The 18,363-nt window shown below is 72.0% G+C and carries 13 protein-coding genes; 8 read left to right on the top strand and 5 right to left on the bottom strand.

Translation table 11 applies throughout. The annotated features are described in order from the left end of the window. Window positions 1-13 precede the first annotated feature (13 nt). From OHS18_RS42990 to lgt, 4 genes are read left to right on the top strand one after another with little or no spacing between them, the layout of a single operon-like run. The gene (locus OHS18_RS42990) at window positions 14-184 is read left to right on the top strand and encodes a hypothetical protein (protein ID WP_328614668.1); all 171 of its coding nucleotides are present in this window, start codon (window positions 14-16) and stop codon (window positions 182-184) included. Continuing rightward, the gene (locus OHS18_RS42995; protein WP_328614669.1) at window positions 181-1,305 is read left to right on the top strand and encodes an amidohydrolase family protein; all 1,125 of its coding nucleotides are present in this window, start codon (window positions 181-183) and stop codon (window positions 1,303-1,305) included. Before OHS18_RS42990 ends, OHS18_RS42995 begins: the two co-directional genes overlap by 4 nt. Next, window positions 1,302-2,504, top strand: a complete 1,203-nt coding sequence (locus OHS18_RS43000) for a M20 metallopeptidase family protein (protein WP_328614670.1) — start codon at window positions 1,302-1,304, stop codon at window positions 2,502-2,504. Before OHS18_RS42995 ends, OHS18_RS43000 begins: the two co-directional genes overlap by 4 nt. Beyond that, window positions 2,501-3,523 (top strand): prolipoprotein diacylglyceryl transferase, encoded by a 1,023-nt coding sequence (lgt, locus tag OHS18_RS43005; protein WP_328614671.1) that lies wholly within the window; start codon window positions 2,501-2,503, stop codon window positions 3,521-3,523. The genes OHS18_RS43000 and lgt overlap by 4 nt, the downstream gene beginning before the upstream one ends. Before the next feature lie 3 nt (window positions 3,524-3,526). On the opposite strand, the gene OHS18_RS43010 is transcribed toward lgt, so the two are convergent. Continuing rightward, a complete protein-coding gene (locus tag OHS18_RS43010) occupies window positions 3,527-4,312 on the bottom strand; it encodes an SDR family oxidoreductase (protein WP_328614672.1) in 786 nt (261 codons plus the stop codon). Window positions 4,313-4,645: 333 nt separating this feature from the next. Between OHS18_RS43010 and gltB the strand changes: the two genes are divergently transcribed. The 3 genes from gltB to OHS18_RS43025 all read left to right on the top strand — a co-directional run bounded on the left by gltB (window position 4,646) and on the right by OHS18_RS43025 (window position 11,978). Continuing rightward, the gene (gene gltB, locus OHS18_RS43015) at window positions 4,646-9,199 is read left to right on the top strand and encodes a glutamate synthase large subunit (RefSeq protein ID WP_328614673.1); all 4,554 of its coding nucleotides are present in this window, start codon (window positions 4,646-4,648) and stop codon (window positions 9,197-9,199) included. Further along, entirely contained in the window at window positions 9,192-10,700 is a 1,509-nt protein-coding gene (locus OHS18_RS43020; RefSeq protein WP_328614674.1) for a glutamate synthase subunit beta, read from the top strand. The genes gltB and OHS18_RS43020 overlap by 8 nt, the downstream gene beginning before the upstream one ends. Before the next feature lie 102 nt (window positions 10,701-10,802). Further along, complete coding sequence (locus OHS18_RS43025; protein WP_328614675.1) at window positions 10,803-11,978, top strand: macrolide family glycosyltransferase; 1,176 nt, start codon at window positions 10,803-10,805, stop codon at window positions 11,976-11,978. A gap of 560 nt (window positions 11,979-12,538) precedes the next feature. On the opposite strand, the gene OHS18_RS43035 is transcribed toward OHS18_RS43025, so the two are convergent. Beyond that, the gene (locus OHS18_RS43035) at window positions 12,539-12,871 is read right to left on the bottom strand and encodes a hypothetical protein (RefSeq protein WP_328614676.1); all 333 of its coding nucleotides are present in this window, start codon (window positions 12,869-12,871) and stop codon (window positions 12,539-12,541) included. 221 nt (window positions 12,872-13,092) lie between these two features. Between OHS18_RS43035 and OHS18_RS43040 the strand changes: the two genes are divergently transcribed. After that, window positions 13,093-14,484 carry a class II 3-deoxy-7-phosphoheptulonate synthase gene (locus OHS18_RS43040; RefSeq protein ID WP_328442953.1) on the top strand — a complete coding sequence of 464 codons (1,392 nt, stop codon included), beginning with the start codon at window positions 13,093-13,095 and terminating at the stop codon, window positions 14,482-14,484. Between the two features lie 36 nt (window positions 14,485-14,520). On the opposite strand, the gene OHS18_RS43045 is transcribed toward OHS18_RS43040, so the two are convergent. The 3 genes from OHS18_RS43045 to OHS18_RS43055 form a co-directional block, all read right to left on the bottom strand. Continuing rightward, window positions 14,521-15,765, bottom strand: coding sequence for a wax ester/triacylglycerol synthase family O-acyltransferase (locus tag OHS18_RS43045; RefSeq protein WP_442875450.1), 1,245 nt, complete (start codon window positions 15,763-15,765; stop codon window positions 14,521-14,523). A gap of 257 nt (window positions 15,766-16,022) precedes the next feature. Continuing rightward, the gene (locus OHS18_RS43050; protein ID WP_328614678.1) at window positions 16,023-16,724 is read right to left on the bottom strand and encodes a hypothetical protein; all 702 of its coding nucleotides are present in this window, start codon (window positions 16,722-16,724) and stop codon (window positions 16,023-16,025) included. Window positions 16,725-16,860: 136 nt separating this feature from the next. Continuing rightward, on the bottom strand, window positions 16,861-18,354 hold the full coding sequence (locus OHS18_RS43055) for an SPFH domain-containing protein (protein ID WP_328442950.1): 1,494 nt from the start codon (window positions 18,352-18,354) through the stop codon (window positions 16,861-16,863). Window positions 18,355-18,363: the final 9 nt, after the last annotated feature.

An 18,363-nucleotide genomic window follows, 5' to 3' on the forward strand; every position in this document is an offset into this window, starting at 1 on the left:
CTATTTACGGATGATGAGCACGTTGATCCTGCTGGTCATCTACCTGCTGACCACGGCCGGCGCGATCCTGCTGCTGTTGTTCGTGAAACGCCGCATGCCGGTGCCGGTGTGGCACCTCGACTTCCCGATCGGCGCGCTCGCCTACGCTCGTAGGGGGGTGGGGGAGAAGATCGGAGGCGCATGACCGAGCTGCTCCCGTTCGTCGCGGACCTGCCGCTCGTGGACCACCACTGCCACGGCGTCCTCACCCGGGACGTGGCCCGCGCGGACTTCGAGGCCCTGCTGACCGAGGCCGACACGACGTCGCCGCTCGGGACCAGCCTGTTCGACTCGCTCATCGGCCTGGCCGTGCGCGAACGCTGCGCGCCCGTGCTCGACCTGCCGAAGCACGCGCCGGCCGACGTCTACCTCGAGCGCCGCGCCGAGCTGGGGGCGGCCGAGGTGGCGCGGCGGTTCCTGCGGGCCACCGGCACGACCGACTTCCTGCTGGACGGTGGGTTCCTCCCGGACGCGCTGACGACGACGCCGGAGTTCGGCGCCCTCGCCGCGACGCGGGCACACGACGTCGTCCGGCTGGAACAGGTCGCGGAGGCGGTGATCCCGGGCACGACCGCGGCAGGGTTCGCCGCGGACTTTGCCGACGAGCTGGGGAAACGTGCCGAGACGGCCGTCGGGCTCAAGTCGATCGCCGCCTACCGCGTCGGCCTCGAACTGGCGGGGGAGCGGCCGTCGCCGTCCGAAGTGGCGACCGCGGCGGGACGCTGGCTGCGCACCGGAAACGTCCGGCTGGCCGACGAGGTGCTGCACCGCCACCTCGTCTGGACCGGGCTCGACCTGGGCCTGCCCGTGCAGTTCCACGTCGGGTTCGGCGACTCCGACGTCGACCTGCACCGCTGCGACCCGCTGCTGCTCACCGGCTTCCTGCGGGCGACGCGCGCTCGAGGTGTGCCGATCCTGCTGCTGCACAACTACCCGTTCCACCGCAACGCGGCCTACCTGGCGCAGGTCTTCGAGCACGTCTTCGTCGACGCCGGGCTCATCACGCACAACGCGGGGTTCCGGGCGCCCGCGATCCTGGCCGAGCTGCTGGAGATCGCGCCGTTCGGGAAGGTGCTCTTCGCCACCGACGCGTTCGGCCTGGCCGAGCTGTACCACCTGGGCACGGCCCTGTTCCGGCGCGGCCTGTCGGACTTCGTGCGGGCCGCGCTGGCCGCCGACGCGATGTCCGAAGTGGACGCCGTCCGGCTGTGTGCTTTGGTGGGACACGAGAACGCGAAGAGGATCTACCGCTTGGAGCACGCGTGAGCGACCTGTGGACCCGGTGGACCCGGGCGATCGACGACGAGCTGCCGGCCGCCGTCGCCCTCCGGCACACCGTGCACGCCGACCCGCGCGCGTCCGGTGACGAGGAGGACACCGCCCGGCTCGTCACCGCGGCGATCGGCGCGGGCGACGGCGTCCGCGTCGCCAAGACCGGCCGCGCGATCCCACTGCCCGGCGCGCCGGACGGCCCGGGCATCGCCCTGCGCGCCGAGCTGGACGCGCTGCCGGTCACCGAACGCACCGGCGTGCCGTGGGCGTCGGAGACCGACCTGATGCACGCGTGCGGGCACGACGTGCACCTGGCGGCGCTGGTCGCGGTGGCCCGCGCGGCGATCCGGGTCGAGCTGCCCCGTCCGATCCTCGCGCTGCTCCAGCCGCGCGAGGAGACGTCGCCCTCCGGCGCGCTCGACGTCGTCGAGTCCGGGCTGCTGGCCGAGCACCGGGTGGACACCGTGATCGGCGCGCACGTCCAGCCGCGGCTCGCGGACGGCGCCGTGTCGGCCGTGCCGGGCCCGGTCAACGCCTCCACCGACGAGTTCGAGGTCGTCGTCCGGGGCCAGGGCGGCCACGCCGGCTACCCGCACATGCTGCGCGACCCGATCCTCGCGCTGTCGCAGCTGGTCGTGAGCCTGCAGCAGCTGGCAGCACGCCGGATCGACCCGGTGTTCGGCGCGGTCTGCTCGGTCGGCCGGATCCGGGGTGGCACCGCGGCGAACGTCGTCCCGAACACGGCGAGCCTGGCCGGCTCGCTGCGGCTGATGCGCGCCGAAGACCGGGTCCGCGCGCTCGAAGCCCTCGAGCAGATCGTGCACGGCACCGCGGCGGCCCACGGCTGCACCGCCGAGCTGCGGATCAGCCCGTGCGAGCCGGTGCTGCACAACGACCCGGCCCTGGCCGCCGCGGCGCAGCGCTGGCTGGTGCACGGCGGCGCGCGCGTCGACCACGAGTTCCGCTCGTTCGGCGCCGACGACTTCGCCCACTACTGCGGCGGCGAAACCCGCGGCCTGATGCTCTTCGTCGGCCTCGGCGACACCGCCGGCGCGCCCAGCCTGCACGACGAGGTGTTCCTCCCCGGGGACGACGCCGTCACCCGCGTCGCGCACGCGCTGGTGGCGGGCTACCTGGCCGCGACGGAGGCGGAGTCCCGCCGGCCCGGGAGACGCGCTACGGTGGCCCCGTGATTTCCGCCTCGGCTGCCTTCCTCGCGACGATCCCCAGCCCCGACCGCGGGGTCTGGCACCTGGGGATCATCCCGATCCGCGCCTACGCCCTGTGCATCATCGCCGGCATCATCGTCGCGATCTGGTGGGGTGAGCGGCGCTGGGTCGCCCGGGGCGGCACCAAGGGCACGGTCATCGACATGGCCGTGTTCGCCGTGCCGTTCGGCCTGGTCGGCGGCCGGGTGTACCACGTGATCACCGACCCCGAGCTGTACTTCACCGAGGGCAAGAACCCCTGGAACGCCTTCGCGATCTGGGACGGCGGCCTCGGCATCTGGGGCGCCATCGCGCTCGGCGCGGTGGGCGCGCTCATCGCGTGCCGCCGCAAGGGCGTCCCGCTGCCGGCGATGGCCGACGCGATCGCCCCCGGCATCATCGTCGCGCAGGCCATCGGCCGCCTCGGCAACTACTTCAACCAGGAGCTCTACGGCGCGCACACCGACCTGCCGTGGGGCCTGGAGATCTACCAGCGCTTCAACCCGGACGACCCGGAAAACCTGCTCAACGGCGTCGCGACGGGGCACATCCCGCTGCCGGAGAGCCCGGTCCACCCGACGTTCCTGTACGAGCTGATCTGGAACCTGCTGATCGCCGGCCTGATCGTCTGGGCCGACCGCAAGTTCAAGCTCGGCCACGGCCGGGTGTTCGCGCTGTACGTCGCGGGCTACACGGTGGGCCGCGGCTGGATCGAGATGATGCGGACCGACACCGCGAACCACATCCTCGGCCTGCGGGTCAACGTGTGGACGTCGATCCTGCTGTTCCTGGCCGCGGTGATCTACTTCGTGCTGGCGGCCAAGCGCGGGCCGCGTGAGGCCCCGGAACTGCTGGTGAGCAAGGACGCCGTCGCGGTGCCCGCGCCGGAAGCGGATGCGGCCGAGGACGAAGACGCCGTGAAGGTGCCCGCGGAGGCTCCGGCCGAGAAGCCCGCCGAGGAAACCCCGGTCGTGGACGAGCCGAAGAAGACCGACGAGAGCTGAGGATCAGAGGTCCGGCAGGCCCAGTTCCAGGTTGGGGGACTGGAGCCCGCCGTCGACCTCGAGGATCTTGCCCGTGATGTAGCCGCCGGCCCGCGACGCCAGGAAGACCACGGTCGCCGCGATGTCCTCCGCCTCGCCGATCCGGCGCAGCGGCGTCGCGGACTCCATCTTCTCCTTCAGCTCCGGGTTGCCGACGACGATCTCCAGCGCCGACGTCGCGACCGAGCCCACCGAGATCGCGTTGACCCGCACCTTGGGCGCGAGGTCGGCCGCCGCGAGGCGGGTCCAGTGGGCCAGGGCCGCCTTCGCGGTGCCGTACGCGACGAAGCCGCGGCCGCTGACCCGGCCCATGATCGACGAGATGTTGACGACCGAGCCGCCCGTCTTGACGAGCGACGGCGCCGCCGCGACCGTCAGCGCGTGCGCCGTCGAGACGTTGAAGCGGAACGCCTCCTCGAGGAACTCGGGCGTGGTCTCGAGCAGGGGGCGGGGGTAGGTGCCGCCGACGTTGTTGACCACCAGGTCGAGCCGCCCGAACTCCTCGACGGCCACCGCGGCGAGCGTCGCGGCGGCGGCCGGGTCGGCGAGATCGACGGGGACGACGTGGGCGCGCCGGCCGGCCGAGAACACGCGGGAGGCCACTTCTTCGAGCTGGGCTGCCGTCCGGGAGGCGATGACCACGTCGGCGCCCGCTTCGGCGAGGGCCACGGCGGTGGCCGCGCCGATCCCGCGTCCGGCGCCGGTGACCACCGCGACCTGGCCGGGCAGCCGGAACCGGTCGAGGATCATGCCGGAAATGTAACACGTTCTATTAGCGCGCGGCAGGGTCCCGAATGGGGCGTCCCGGACATCGGGCCGGGCGGCGTCGGCCGCGTCACGTTAGACTTGACGAAGGTTTCCGGGTCGTATACTTAGCAGAGCGAACTACCAGGAACCCATCAGGAACTACGTCGTTCCGCGCAGCCAGATCGTTACCGTCCGACGTTGCCCGGGGCGCTCTGAATTGATGCTGGCATGTTTCCCAGGTGTTAAAGTCGCGTCAACGAGCGGGCCATCGTCGTCCCGTGCGCTCCCCGGCCGCTAGCCCGGCCAGCACGAACAGACGACGAAGGAGGTCCCTTCATGATCTTCTCCGCCATTCCCGGCAAGCAGGGTCTCTACGATCCGGAGACCGAACAGGACTCCTGCGGTGTGGCCATGGTGGCCGACATCCGCGGCCGCCGCTCCCATGGCATCGTCACCGACGGCCTCGCCGCGTTGACCAATCTGGACCACCGGGGCGCCGCGGGCGCCGAACCCACCAGCGGCGACGGCGCCGGCATCCTGCTGCAGCTGCCCGACGAGCTGCTGCGCGCGGAAGCCGGTTTCGAGCTGCCCGAGCCCGACGAACACGGTCACCACCGTTACGCCGCGGGAATCGCCTTCCTGCCCGCCGACGCCGAGCAGCGCCGCAAGGCCGTCGAGCTGGCCGAACGCATCGCCGTCGAAGAAGGACTCGAAGTCCTCGGCTGGCGCGAGGTCCCGGTCGACGCCGACCGCGCCGACATCGGCCCGACCGCCCGTTCGGTCATGCCGCACTTCGCGATGCTCTTCGTGAGCGGCGACGGCGCCGCCGGGCTCGAGCTGGACAGGCTGGCCTTCTGCCTGCGCAAGCGCACCGAGCACGAGAGCGGGATCGCGGGCTGCGGCACGTACTTCCCGTCGCTGTCCTCGCGCACGATCGTCTACAAAGGCATGGTCACACCGGAGCAGCTGCCCGCGTTCTTCGCCGACCTGCGCGACGAGCGGCTGGCGAGCGCCATCGCGCTGGTCCACTCCCGCTTCTCCACCAACACGTTCCCGTCGTGGCCGCTCGCGCACCCGTTCCGGTTCGTGGCCCACAACGGCGAGATCAACACCATCCGCGGCAACCGCAACCGCATGCGGGCCCGCGAGGCGCTGCTCGAATCGGACCTCATCCCCGGCGACCTGACCCGGCTGTTCCCGATCTGCTCGGCGGACGCGTCGGACTCGGCGTCGTTCGACGAGGTCCTGGAGCTGCTGCACCTGGGCGGCCGGTCGCTGCCGCACGCGGTGCTGATGATGATCCCGGAGGCGTGGGAGAACCACGCCACGATGAAGCCCGCGCGCCGCGCCTTCTACCAGTTCCACGCGAGTCTCATGGAACCGTGGGACGGCCCCGCCTGCGTCACCTTCACCGACGGCACACTGGTCGGCGCGGTCCTCGACCGCAACGGCCTGCGCCCGGCGCGCTGGTGGCGCACGGCCGACGACCGCGTCGTGCTCGCCAGTGAGGCCGGCGTCCTGGACGTCGCCCCGAAGGACGTCGTCGCGAAGGGCCGCCTCAAGCCGGGCCGGATGTTCCTGGTGGACACCGAGGCCGGCCGGATCGTCGACGACGAAGAGGTCAAGTCCGCGCTGGGCAAGGACCTGCCGTACGAGGGCTGGCTGCACGCGGGCCTGCTGAAGCTCGCCGAGCTGCCCGACCGCGACCACGTCGTGCAGAGCCACGACTCGGTGCTGCGGCGCCAGCTTTCCTTCGGCTACACCGAGGAGGAGCTCAAGATCCTGCTCGCGCCGATGGCCGAGAAGGGTGCCGAGCCGATCGGCTCGATGGGCTCGGACACGCCGGTCGCGGTGCTGTCCCAGCGATCCCGCCTGCTCTACGACTACTTCAAACAGAACTTCGCGCAGGTGACCAACCCGCCGCTGGACGCGATCCGCGAAGAGCTCGTCACGTGCATGGCGCGGATCATGGGCCCGGAGCGCAACCTCCTGGCCCCGGGCCCGGCGTCGTGCCGCCACCTGAAGCTGCCGTACCCGGTGATCGACAACGACGAGCTCGCCAAGCTCATCCACATCAACGACGACGGCGACCTGCCGGGCTTCGCATGCAGTGTCCTTTCCGGACTGTACGAAGTGGACGGCGGCGCCGAGGCGCTGGCCTCGGCGGTCGAGCGCGTGCGGCGGGAGGCGTCCGAGGCGATCGCGGCCGGCGCGCGCACGCTGGTGCTGTCCGACCGCGACTCCGACCACCGGATGGCGCCGATCCCGTCGCTGCTGCTGGTTTCCGCGGTGCACCACCACCTGGTGCGCACGAAGGAACGCCTGCGCGTCGCGCTCGTCGTCGAGTCCGGGGACGCGCGCGAGGTGCACCACATCGCGCTGCTGCTCGGTTACGGCGCCGCCGCGGTGAACCCGTACCTGGCCTTCGAGACCATCGAGGACATGATCGGGCAGGGCGCGGTCACCGGGATCGAGTCGGGCAAGGCGATCCGCAACTACGTGCAGGCGCTCGTCAAGGGCGTCCTGAAGATCATGTCCAAGATGGGCATCTCGACGGTCGGCGCGTACACCGCCGCCCAGGTCTTCGAATCCCTCGGCCTGGCCCAGGACCTGCTCGACGAGTACTTCACCGGGACGTCGTCGAAGCTCGGCGGTGTCGGTCTCGAGGTGCTCGCCGAAGAGGTCGGCGTGCGGCACCGCCGCGCGTACCCGGACAACCCGACCGACCGTGTCCACCGTGGACTCGAGACGGGCGGCGAGTACGCCTACCGCCGCGAGGGCGAGCTGCACCTGTTCTCGCCGGAGACGGTGTTCCTGCTGCAGCACGCGTCCAAGACCGGGCGGGAAGAGGTGTACCGCAAGTACACCGACGAGGTGCACCGCCTCTACCGCGAGGGTGGCACCCTGCGCGGGCTGTTCTCCTTCCGCGACGGCGTCCGCGAGCCGGTGCCGCTCGACGAGGTCGAGCCGGCCGAGGCGATCTTCAAGCGCTTCAACACCGGCGCGATGTCGTACGGCTCGATTTCGGCCGAGGCGCACGAAACCCTGGCCATCGCGATGAACCGGCTCGGCGGCCGGTCCAACACGGGCGAGGGCGGCGAGGACCCGGAACGGCTCTACGACCCGGAACGCCGCAGCGCGATCAAGCAGGTCGCTTCGGGTCGCTTCGGCGTCACCAGCGAATACCTCGTCAACGCCGACGACATCCAGATCAAGATGGCGCAGGGCGCGAAGCCCGGCGAGGGCGGCCAGCTGCCGCCCAACAAGGTGTACCCGTGGATCGCGCGAACCCGGCACTCCACGCCGGGCGTCGGGCTCATTTCGCCGCCGCCGCACCACGACATCTACTCCATCGAGGATCTCGCGCAGCTGATCCACGACCTCAAGAACGCCAACGAGCACGCCCGGATCCACGTGAAGCTGGTGTCCTCGCTCGGTGTCGGCACGGTCGCGGCGGGTGTGTCCAAGGCGCACGCCGACGTCGTGCTCATCTCGGGCCACGACGGCGGCACCGGCGCGTCCCCGATGAACTCGCTCAAGCACGCCGGCACGCCCTGGGAGATCGGCCTCGCCGAGACGCAGCAGACGTTGCTGCTCAACGGGTTGCGCGACCGGATCACCGTCCAGGTGGACGGCGCCATGAAGACCGGGCGCGACGTCGTCATCGCGGCGCTGCTCGGCGCCGAGGAGTACGGCTTCGCGACGGCCCCACTCGTCGTCGCGGGCTGCATCATGATGCGGGTCTGCCACCTCGACACCTGCCCGGTCGGCGTCGCCACGCAGAGCCCCGAGCTCCGCAAGCGCTACACCGGCCAGGTCGAGCACGTCGTGAACTTCTTCAAGTTCGTCGCCCAGGAAGTCCGGGAAACCCTGGCGGCACTGGGCTTCCGGACCCTCGACGAAGCCATCGGGCACGCCGAGCTGCTGAACACCGACGAAGCCGTGCACCACTGGAAGGCCTCCGGGCTCGACCTGTCGCCGATCTTCGAGGTGCCGGCCGAGACACCCTACGGCGGCGCGAAGCGGCGCACCCGCGGCCAGGACCACGGCCTCGAGCACGCCCTGGACCGCACGCTCATCCAGCTCGCCGAGGCGGCGCTGGAAGACGCGCACCCGGTGCGGCTCGAACTGCCGGTGCGCAACGTGAACCGGACCGTCGGCACGCTGCTCGGCTCGGAGATCACCCGCCGCTACGGCGGTGAGGGCCTGCCCGAGGGCACGATCCACGTGCTGCTCACCGGGTCCGCGGGCCAGTCGCTCGGCGCGTTCCTGCCGCGCGGCATCACCCTCGACATGGTCGGTGACGCGAACGACTACGTCGGCAAGGGCCTGTCCGGCGGGCGGATCATCGTCCGCCCCGACCCGGAGGCGTCCTTCGCCGCCGAGGCGCAGACGATCGCCGGCAACACGATCGCCTACGGCGCGACCGGCGGCGAGATCTTCCTGCGCGGCCAGGTCGGCGAACGCTTCTGCGTCCGCAACTCCGGCGCCACGGTCGTCGCCGAGGGGGTCGGCGACCACGCCTTCGAGTACATGACCGGCGGCCGCGCCGTGGTGCTCGGCCCGACCGGGCGAAACCTGGCGGCCGGCATGTCCGGCGGCATCGCGTTCCTGCTCGACGTCGACCGCAAGAAGGTCAACCAGGACATGGTGGACCTGCTCAAGCCGACCGCGGACGACCTGACCTGGCTCAAGAAAACCGTGCAGCAGCACTACGATCTCACCCGCTCCGCGGTGGCCGCGTCGCTGCTCGGCGACTGGCCGCGCCGCTCCGTGGCGTTCACCAAGGTGATGCCGCGTGACTACCAGCGGGTCCTGGACGCGGCGAAGGCGGCGAAAGCCGCGGGCCGCGACGTCGACGAGGCGATCATGGAGGCCGCTCGTGGCTGACCCGACCGGTTTTCTCAAGTACGACCGCGAAGAGCCGAAGAAGAAGTCCAAGGAGGACCGGCTGCACTCGTGGGGCGAGGTCTACGCGGACGTCGAACCCGCCGAGCGCAACGAAGAGGTGCGCAAGCAGGCGTCGCGGTGCATGGACTGCGGCATCCCGTTCTGCCACTCCGGCGGTTCCGGCTGCCCGCTGGGCAACCTGATCCCGGAGTGGAACGACCTCGTCCGCCGCGGCGACTGGGCCGCGGCCGGCGATCGGTTGCACGCCACCAACAACTTCCCCGAGTTCACCGGGAAGCTGTGCCCCGCGCCGTGCGAGGCGGGCTGCGTGCTGTCGATCTCGCCGCTCTCGGGCGGGCCGGTGTCGATCAAGCGCGTCGAGCAGACGATCGCCGACCAGTCCTGGGAAGCGGGTTACGTCCAGCCGCAGGTGGCGGAAGTGTCGTCGGGGCAACGGGTCGCGGTCGTCGGCTCCGGCCCGGCCGGGCTCGCCGCCGCCCAGCAGCTGACCCGCGCCGGCCACGAGGTCACCGTCTTCGAGCGCGACGACCGGCTCGGCGGGCTGCTGCGCTACGGCATCCCCGAGTTCAAGATGGAGAAGAAGGTCCTCGACCGGCGCCTCGCGCAGCTGCGCAAGGAGGGCACGAAGTTCGTCACCGGCTGCGAGGTCGGCGTCGACCTGACGGTGGAGGAGCTGCGGGAGCGGTACGACGCCGTCGTGCTCGCGGTCGGCGCCCTGCGCGGCCGCGACGACACGACGACACCCGGGCGCGAGCTGTCCGGGGTGCACCTGGCGATGGAACACCTGGTGCCCGCCAACAAGTTCGTCGAGGGTGACGGTCCGTCGCCGGTCGACGCGCGCGGCAAGCACGTCGTGATCATCGGCGGCGGCGACACCGGCGCCGACTCCTACGGCACGGCCACCCGCCAGGGCGCGCTTTCGGTGACGCAGCTGGACCAGTACCCGATCCCGCCGTCCACAAGGGACGACGACCGCTCGCCGTGGCCGACCTGGCCCTACATCCTGCGCACCTACCCGGCGCACGAGGAGGCGGGGGAGCGGAAGTTCGCCGTCGCGGTCAAGCGGTTCGTCGGCGACGACGCCGGCCGCGTCACGGCGGTCGAACTGCAGCAGGTGAAGGTGCAGAAGGACCCCGAGACCGGCCGCCGCGAGGTGATCCCGGTCGGCGACGACGTCGAGACGCTGCCCGCGGACCTGGTCCTGCTGGCGATCGGCTTCGAGGGCGTCGAGGAGATGCCACTGCTGGGCGGCCTCGGGCTCTCGCTGACCAAGCGCGGCACGCTGTCGTGCGGCGCGGACTGGCAGACCGGGACGCCGGGCGTGTTCGTCTGCGGTGACGCCCACCGCGGCGCGTCGCTGGTGGTCTGGGCGATCGCGGAGGGCCGTTCGGTGGCCAACGCGGTCGACACGTACCTGACCGGCGCGTCCGACCTGCCGTCCCCGGTGCACCCGACGGCGTTGCCGCTCGCCGTCGTCTGAGCCGCATTGCGGAAAGGGCCACCCGGCCGCGTGCCGGGTGGCCCTTTCCGTATTCGAGGGGTGCCCGCCACAATGGGCGGGAAATGGGGGTTCGTTCCGACCATGGGCGCACACATCGCGTTTCTCGCGGTTCCGGCGGCGGGGCACGTCAATCCGACGCTGCCGCTGGTCGAAGAGCTGGTCCGGCGCGGGCACCGGGTCACCTACGCCACCGGTCCGGCGCTGCGGGAAGCCGTCGCCGCGGCGGGAGCGGTACCGCTCGTCCCGGACGCGCCGTGGGCGAAGGTGGCCGCCGCGCGCAGCCGGACCACCGAGGAGGTCGCCGAGACGCTGTCCGGCGCGCTCGACGTCACCCGCGCGGTGCTGCCGCGCCTGACGGAGGTGTTCCGCGAAGATCCGCCGGACGTCGTCTGCTACGACTCGCTGACACCGTTCGGGCCGGTGCTGGCCCACCGGCTGGGCCGGCCGTCGGTGGCGACCGTGCCGACGTTCGCGGGCAACGACGTGTTCGACCCGACGACCCTGCTGGCCCCGCCCGACTTCGACCCTGGCCACCCGCGGCTGGCCGAGTACGCCACCGCCCAGGCCCGGTTCGCCGACGCCGCCGGCGTCCCGGCCGAAACGCTGGCCTCGGTGGGCCGGCTCGCCGACCTCAAGCTCGTCTTCCTCCCGCGCGAGTTCCAGATAGCCGGCGACACCTTCGGGGCGGACTACCGCTTCATCGGCCCGTCCTTCGGGTCCCGTTCTCCGGCGCGGGAGTGGACGCCGCCCGCCGGCCCGGTGCTGTTCGTCTCCCTGGGCACGGTGGTCAACGACCGCCCCGACTTCTTCGCGGCGTGCGTGACGGCGTTCGGCGGCACCGGCCGGCCGGTGGTGCTGGCGCTCGGCGAGCGGGTCGACCCGGCCCGGCTGGGCCCGATCCCGGCGAACTTCGAGGTCCGGCCGCACGTGCCGCAGCCCGCCGTGCTGCGGCACGCGCAGGTGTTCCTGTCGCACACGGGGATGAACTCGACGATGGAGGCGCTGCTGTGCGAGGTGCCGCTGGTGTCGTACCCGCAGACGCCGGAGCAGACGTGCAACGGCCGCCGCGTCGAGGAACTGGGCCTGGGCCGGGTGCTCACCGGCCCGCCCGACCCGGAGGCGCTGCGCCGGACGGTCGACGAGGTGGCGGCGGACCCGGCGATCCGCGCGAACCTGACCCGGATGGCCGGGCACCTGCGTGCGGCCGGCGGCCCGCGCGCCGGAGCCGACGCGATCGAGGAGCTGGTGACGCCGTGAATGGCCCATCGAGGGACATGGAGTCCCTCGATGGGCCATTCACGGACTGTCCACCCCGGGACGCAGGTCCGGTCCGGTCTCCGGGTCGACGCCGGTGGGGCGGCAGGGTTCTGGGCATGCGGAAAACGTTGGTGCGCCTGGCTTTCCTGCCTCGGCTCGCCACCGTGCAACCGGCTCTGGAGTGGACGACCCCGAGCCCGGACTACGGCCTGGCGCCGTCGGCGGCCCGGCCCGGCCGGCGTCCCGCTGGTGCAGAACCTGCGCGCGCGAGACGCGGGCGGCGTTCGGTTCCCGGGCGCGGCCGGTGACCGTCGACGCCGGCGGGCACGGGGTGTTCACCCGGGAGAACGCCTGTGGCGACCAAGCGGTTCTGGGCTGTCGGCGTGACGGGTCTTCCCGGCGGCCGACGGGTCCTGCCCGGCCGGCCGGTGATTCACCCGGACGGGTGGCGCCGGGTTCTCCCCGCTTGCTGACTCGCGGGAGGTGGAACCGGCGGCCGGTTCGGCCGGCCGCCGCGGCGAGCAGTCCCCAGTAGCCGCTGCCATCGACGACGACGCCCATCACCGACTCGGCGAGCACCTCCGGCGCGGTGTGGTCGCGCAGGGCGATCCGCGGCCACGCCACCCAGGCGACGGGCAGGGCCGGCAGCAAGCGCCCACGCGCCGTAGGTCGGCGTCAGCACACGACGGCGGCGGCGCGACGGCCGAGTACCGGGAGATCTTGACCTTCGCGCCGACCGTGATGACGTCCGTGACCGGCAGGCTGACCAGCATCGACGCGGCCGGCGAGACGAGCGCCGCCGGCGCGTGCCCGGCCGGCAGGACGACGAAGCCGAGGCCGAGGGAGAGCCCGGGGATCAGCGGCGGGACCCGGCGCCCGGCCCGATCGCTCACGTGACGGCCGTCCCATTTGCCGCGCCGCGCCCCGCGGACGATCACGGCCAGCGGAATCGGCGACCCGGTGACGGCGCCGAGCAGGCCCCAGCTCAGCGCCGGAAGCCGGTCGCGTCCCGGGCGAGCGCGAGCGGCAGCGCGAGCACCCGGACCCAGGGAGCCGGGAGCTCGGTGGCCCACCGGGCGGAACGAAGCGCGGCGCGAACCTTATCCTGGGGGGTGTGAACTGGACTGTGGACGTCCCCGTCGACACACTGCCCGAACTGCCGCCGCTTCCGCCCGAGCTGCGGGCCCGCCTCGACAAGGCCCTGGCCCTGCCCGCGGCCCAGCAGCCGGAGTGGCCCGATCCAGAACTCACCAACCGAGTTCGCGGCGTGCTGGAGAGCGTGCCGCCGATCACCGTCCCGGCGGAGATCGACCGGCTCAAGAGCCGGCTCGCGATGGTCGCGCGCGGTGAGGCGTTCCTGCTGCAGGGTGGTGACTGCGCGGAGACGTTCGAGTCGAACACCGAGCCGCACATCCGGGCCAACCTGCGCACCCTGCTGCAGATGGCGGTCGTGCTGACCTACGGCGCCAGCCTGCCGGTGGTCAAGGTCGGCCGCATCGCCGGCCAGTACGCGAAGCCGCGCTCGGCCGCGACGGACGCGCTCGGCCTGCCGGTGTACCGCGGCGACATCATCAACTCGCTGGTCGCCAAGCCCGAGCTGCGCGTGCCCGACCCCGGCCGGATGATCCGCGCCTACGCGAACGCGGGCGCGGCGATGAACCTGGTCCGCGCCCTCACCGGCGCCGGCATGGCCGACCTGCACCAGGTGCACGACTGGAACAAGGACTTCGTGTCGGCGTCGCCGGCGGCGCAGCGCTTCGAGGCGCTGGCCAACGAGATCGACCGCGGCCTGCGGTTCATGTCGGCCTGCGGCGTCACCGACACGTCGCTGCAGTCGACCGAGATCTTCGCCAGCCACGAGGCGCTGCTGCTCGACTACGAGCGCTCGATGCTGCGCCTGGACAACGCCGACGTGGCGAACCCGAAGCTGTACAACCTGTCGTCGCACTTCCTCTGGATCGGCGAGCGGACCCGCCAGCTGGACGGCGCGCACATCGCGTTCGCCGAGCTGCTGGCCAACCCGATCGGCCTCAAGATCGGCCCGACGACCACGCCCGCGCAGGCGCTGGAGTACGTCGAGCGGCTCGACCCGCGCTTCGAGCCGGGTCGGCTGACGCTGATCGCGCGGATGGGCAACGGCAACGTCCGCGAGGTGCTGCCGGGGATCGTCGAGAAGGTCGAGGCGTCCGGCCACAAGGTCATCTGGCAGTGCGACCCGATGCACGGCAACACGCACGAGTCGTCCACCGGGTACAAGACCCGGCACTTCGACCGGATCGTCGACGAGGTCCAGGGCTTCTTCGAGGTCCACAACGACCTCGGCACCTACCCGGGCGGCATCCACGTCGAGCTGACCGGCGAGGACGTCACCGAGTGCCTCGGCGGCGCCCAGGAGATCTCGGACATCGACCTCTCGGGCCGCTACGAGACGGCGTGCGACCCGCGCCTGAACACGCAGCAGTCCCTGGAGCTGGCGTTCCTGGTCGCGGAGATGCTCCGCGGCTGAGCCCACCCCAAGCGCCCCACACCGGGGCGCTTGGGGTCAGGAAGAGGCGTCGAGCAGGCGGGCCGTGGACTTGAGGACCGCGTCGCGCAGGGAGCCGATGTCCGGCACCGCCTCGCCGTTGACCTGGAGTCCGATGTGGACGGAGTCGCGGTAGGTGGCCACCGCGATGCCGACCGCGTGACGCGGGGCCAGCGGGACGAACGGATACACCTCCGCCAGCGGAGCGCCGTCGATCGACAGCCGGGCCGGGGGGACCGGGACCGTGGTGATCACCAGGTCGAACAGCAGCGGCGCGGCCTGGCCCGCGGTGCGCGTGCCCAGCCGGTGCAGCAGCGACGGGACGCGGTCGGCCAGCAGCGGCAACGCGCCCGCGCCGCGGCTCGGACCGGCCGCCTTGTTGCGGTTCATCGCGCGGCGGACCACACGCAGGCGCTCGACCGGGTCGTCCTCGCCGACCGGCAGGTCGCACAGGTAGCCGGACAGCTTGTTGCCGCCGAGCTGGTCACCCGCGCGGCCGCGGACGCTCACCGGGATCAGCGCGCGCAGCGTGCGGCCGTCGGCGCGGTGGCCGCGGTTCACCAGCCATTCGCGCAGCGCGCCGGAAAGCACCGCCAGCACGACGTCGTTGGTCGTGCCGCCGTGGGCCCGGCGCACCCGGCGCAGCTCCGGGAGCGGCAGCCGCACGAACCCCAGTCGCCGTTCGGCCGAGACCGGCGCCGACACGGGGGACAGCGTCGGCCGGGTGGCCCGCACCACCGAGGAGGCGATGCCGGCGGCCTCGTTCGCCTGGTCCCACACCGTGCCGAGCGCGTCCTTCACGGTGTCCAAAGTGGACCTCTGGGCCGGGATCCGGCGGGCCGGCGCGGAAGGCAGCTTGACGCCGTCGAGCAGGCCGGCCATGACCGCGTACGCCCCGGCGCCGTCGGTGAGCGCGTGGTGCAGCTTCATCAGCAGCGCGAACTTCCCGTCCGGCAGCCCGGTGACCAGGGTGAGGTCCCACAGCGGGCGGCGGGTGTCGAGCGGCTCGGCGATCCACCGCGACGCGTACGCCGCCAGCGGGTCCGGGTCGTAGAGCGAGCTGAGCTCGACGTGGTGGATGTGTTCCGCGGCAACAAAATCCGCGTCTTCGGTCCAGCTGGCGGCGCCGGGCGGGAACAGTTCCGCGCGCGCCCGCTGGCGCAGCTTCGGGAGCCGGGCGGCGCGTTCGGCCAGGATCGCGGTCAACGCTGAGGGATCCACTGGTCGGCGCGCGGTGAACGTGATCACCGCGCCCATGTGCATCGGGGACTTTTCGCTTTCCAGGCAAAGGAAAGCGACGTCGAGTGCGCTGAGCGGCGAGCCTGCCATAAGCGACCTTTCCCATCAGGCGTTCGCGGGTCTGCACGGCCACGTGCGACGAGGGGGAGGAGAAATCCACTGCACCAGCCCGACGTGACGTGCGGGTGGTCGAAGTGTTTCATCGACGCTAACTAACCACCCCATTCATCCATTCGAGATACCCCGGGCGGCGGTGCCCGGGGTCACAGATCAACCGGTTCTTATTCGCCGGGCGTGGTTTCGGGCTGGTCCGCCCGGGCCACGGCGGTCCCCCAGTCGGGGGTCAACGCCACCTGTTTGCCGACGCGCCGCACGGGCAGGGCGCCGGCGTGACGCTTGCCCAGCCCCGGCCAGATCTCCGCGGCGTCCTTCGCCGCGGCGCGGATCGCGCCGCCGTCGAGCGTCGTACGGGCTTCGTCGATGCCCCGGTCGCGCCACTGGACGATCAGCTTGAGCGGCCCCGCCGACGGCAGCGGCCACAGGAACACCTCGTGCTCGACGGCGAACCGCGTCCCGCCGACCGCCTGCGCCCGCAGCACCGGCCCGTCCGGCTCACTCGCCGAAGGCACCGAAATGGTCTCCGAGCTGGCCCGGCTCCCGTCGGCGTAGAGCACGCCGATGAGCAGGCCGTTGTAGTCGGGTACCCGGCGGTGGTCGATCAAACCCTCGGCGGGGTCGTCGACCAGGCTGTCGCGCGAGTACACCGTGATCCGCAGCGTGACCGCCTCCGGCCACACCTCGATCGCCCGCAGCGCGACGATCGTGCGTTCGGACCGGCCCAGCGGCCGCGCCCACGGCAGCACGGCCGGGACGATGTGCTCGCGCGGGGGATCGGTCCAGTGCCGGCCGTTGAAGGCGTACAGCTCCTGCTCCGGGACGGGGAACAGGGGACGCTCGCGGGGACCGCCGGTGAAGAAGTTCATCGGGCGGTCCGCGACGTGCTGTCCGGCACCATGCGCCCACGGTAAGGCAACGTCACGGGAATTTCCGCCCCCGAACGGGCGTACGGCCCTCGTCTCCCGTGATCCGGGACACAAGGGCCGTACGCAGCGTGCGCGATCAGTCGCTCAGCTTGAGTTCGCCGTTCTGGCGGGCGGCCTCGTCGAGCTCCTTGTCGGCCGGCTTGCCCATCGACTCCATCAGCTGCCGGGCCAGGCCGAGACCGGTGCCGCCGAGCGACAAGGCCTTGGCGAACATGTCGGACATGCCGTCGGCGCCGTTGAGCACGACCATGTGGTCGATGTTGCCGAACGCGCTCGCGCCGGCCTCGACGATCTCCGGCCAGCGCTCGGCCAGCTGCTGCGCGACGACGGCTTCCTGGTTCTCCGCCAGGGCCGCGGCGCGCGCCTTGATGGCGTCCGCTTCGGCGAGACCCTTCGCCCGGGCCGATTCGGCTTCGGCGAGGCCCTTGGCCTTCGCGGCTTCCGCGTCGGCGAGACCGCGTGCCTTGGCCGCGGCCGCCTCCGCTTCACCGGTCGCCCGGGTCGCCCCGGCGGCCGCTTCCGCGCGGGCCTTCGTCGCCTGCGCCTCGGCTTCGGCCGCGGTCTTGACGCGGGTCGCGTCCGCCGCCGCCCGCAGCTCGGTCTCCTTCGCCTCGGCCTGGGCCTTGGCGATCGAAGCGTCACGGGCCGCGTCGGCCGCCGTGCGCGTGTCGTACGCCTTCGCGTCGGCCGGCTTGCGGACCTGCGACTGCAGCCGCTGCTCGGCCAGGGCGGCTTCCAGCTCGGCCGCCCGCGTCTCCTGGACGACGACCTCCTGGCGCGCGGTCGCCTCGGCCAGCGGACCGGACTGGGACATCTTCGCCCGCGCCTGGTCGACCTCGGCCTGGTAGCCGGCCTGCTGGATCTGGCTCGCGCGGACGGCGGCCGCCTTCTTCGCCGCCGACTCCTGCTCGACCTGGGCGGCTTCCTGGTCGCGCTGCGCCTCGGCGATGCGGGCCGACGCGGCGATCGCGGCGGCGTGCGGCTTGCCGAGGTTGAGGATGTAGCCCGATTCGTCGTCGATCTCCTGGATCTGCAGGGAGTCCACGATCAGGCCGAGCTTGATCATCTCCGTGGCCGAGGACTGGCGCACCTCGCCGGTGAGCGCGTCCCGGTTGTGGATCATCTCCTCGATGGTCAGCCCGCCCACGATCGAGCGCAGGTGCCCGGAGAAGAGCTCGTGGATCGTGTCGTTCATGCCCTTCTGCTGGTCCAGGAACCGGCGGGCGGCGTTGGCGATCGACGAGAAGTCGTCACCCACCTTGTAGATCACCACGGCGCGCACGGTGACCGGCAGCCCCTGCCGGGTCACGCACGAGACCTGCAGGTTGACGCCCCGGGTGTCCAGGGACAGCCGCCGGGCGGTCTGGAACCCGGGGATGACGTTCACGCCGCGGCCCGTGATGATCTTGAAGCCCAGGCTGTCCGCGGTCTCGCTGCGTTCGACCCGGATCCCCCAGCCGGACACGATCAGCGCTTCGTTCGGCTCCGCCACCTTGTACAGGACTCGCAGCAGTCCGAAGATCACGATCACGGCCACCACGGCGATGCCGACGATCAGCAAGATGTTCATTGGCCTCCC

This window comes from Amycolatopsis sp. NBC_00355 (assembly GCF_036104975.1).
In the GTDB taxonomy this organism is placed as follows: domain Bacteria; phylum Actinomycetota; class Actinomycetes; order Mycobacteriales; family Pseudonocardiaceae; genus Amycolatopsis.

What these genes read in the sequence shown, in the direction of transcription:
- gltB (WP_328614673.1), top strand. Translation starts at nt 4,646, where the DNA reads ATGATCTTCTCCGCCATTCCCGGCAAGCAGGGTCTCTACGATCCGGAG.
- OHS18_RS43050 (WP_328614678.1), bottom strand. Translation starts at nt 16,724, where the DNA reads ATGAACTTCTTCACCGGCGGTCCCCGCGAGCGTCCCCTGTTCCCCGTC.
- OHS18_RS43025 (WP_328614675.1), top strand. Translation starts at nt 10,803, where the DNA reads ATGGGCGCACACATCGCGTTTCTCGCGGTTCCGGCGGCGGGGCACGTC.
- OHS18_RS43045 (WP_442875450.1), bottom strand. Translation starts at nt 15,765, where the DNA reads ATGCACATGGGCGCGGTGATCACGTTCACCGCGCGCCGACCAGTGGAT.
- OHS18_RS42990 (WP_328614668.1), top strand. Translation starts at nt 14, where the DNA reads ATGAGCACGTTGATCCTGCTGGTCATCTACCTGCTGACCACGGCCGGC.
- OHS18_RS42995 (WP_328614669.1), top strand. Translation starts at nt 181, where the DNA reads ATGACCGAGCTGCTCCCGTTCGTCGCGGACCTGCCGCTCGTGGACCAC.
- OHS18_RS43055 (WP_328442950.1), bottom strand. Translation starts at nt 18,354, where the DNA reads ATGAACATCTTGCTGATCGTCGGCATCGCCGTGGTGGCCGTGATCGTG.
- OHS18_RS43010 (WP_328614672.1), bottom strand. Translation starts at nt 4,312, where the DNA reads ATGATCCTCGACCGGTTCCGGCTGCCCGGCCAGGTCGCGGTGGTCACC.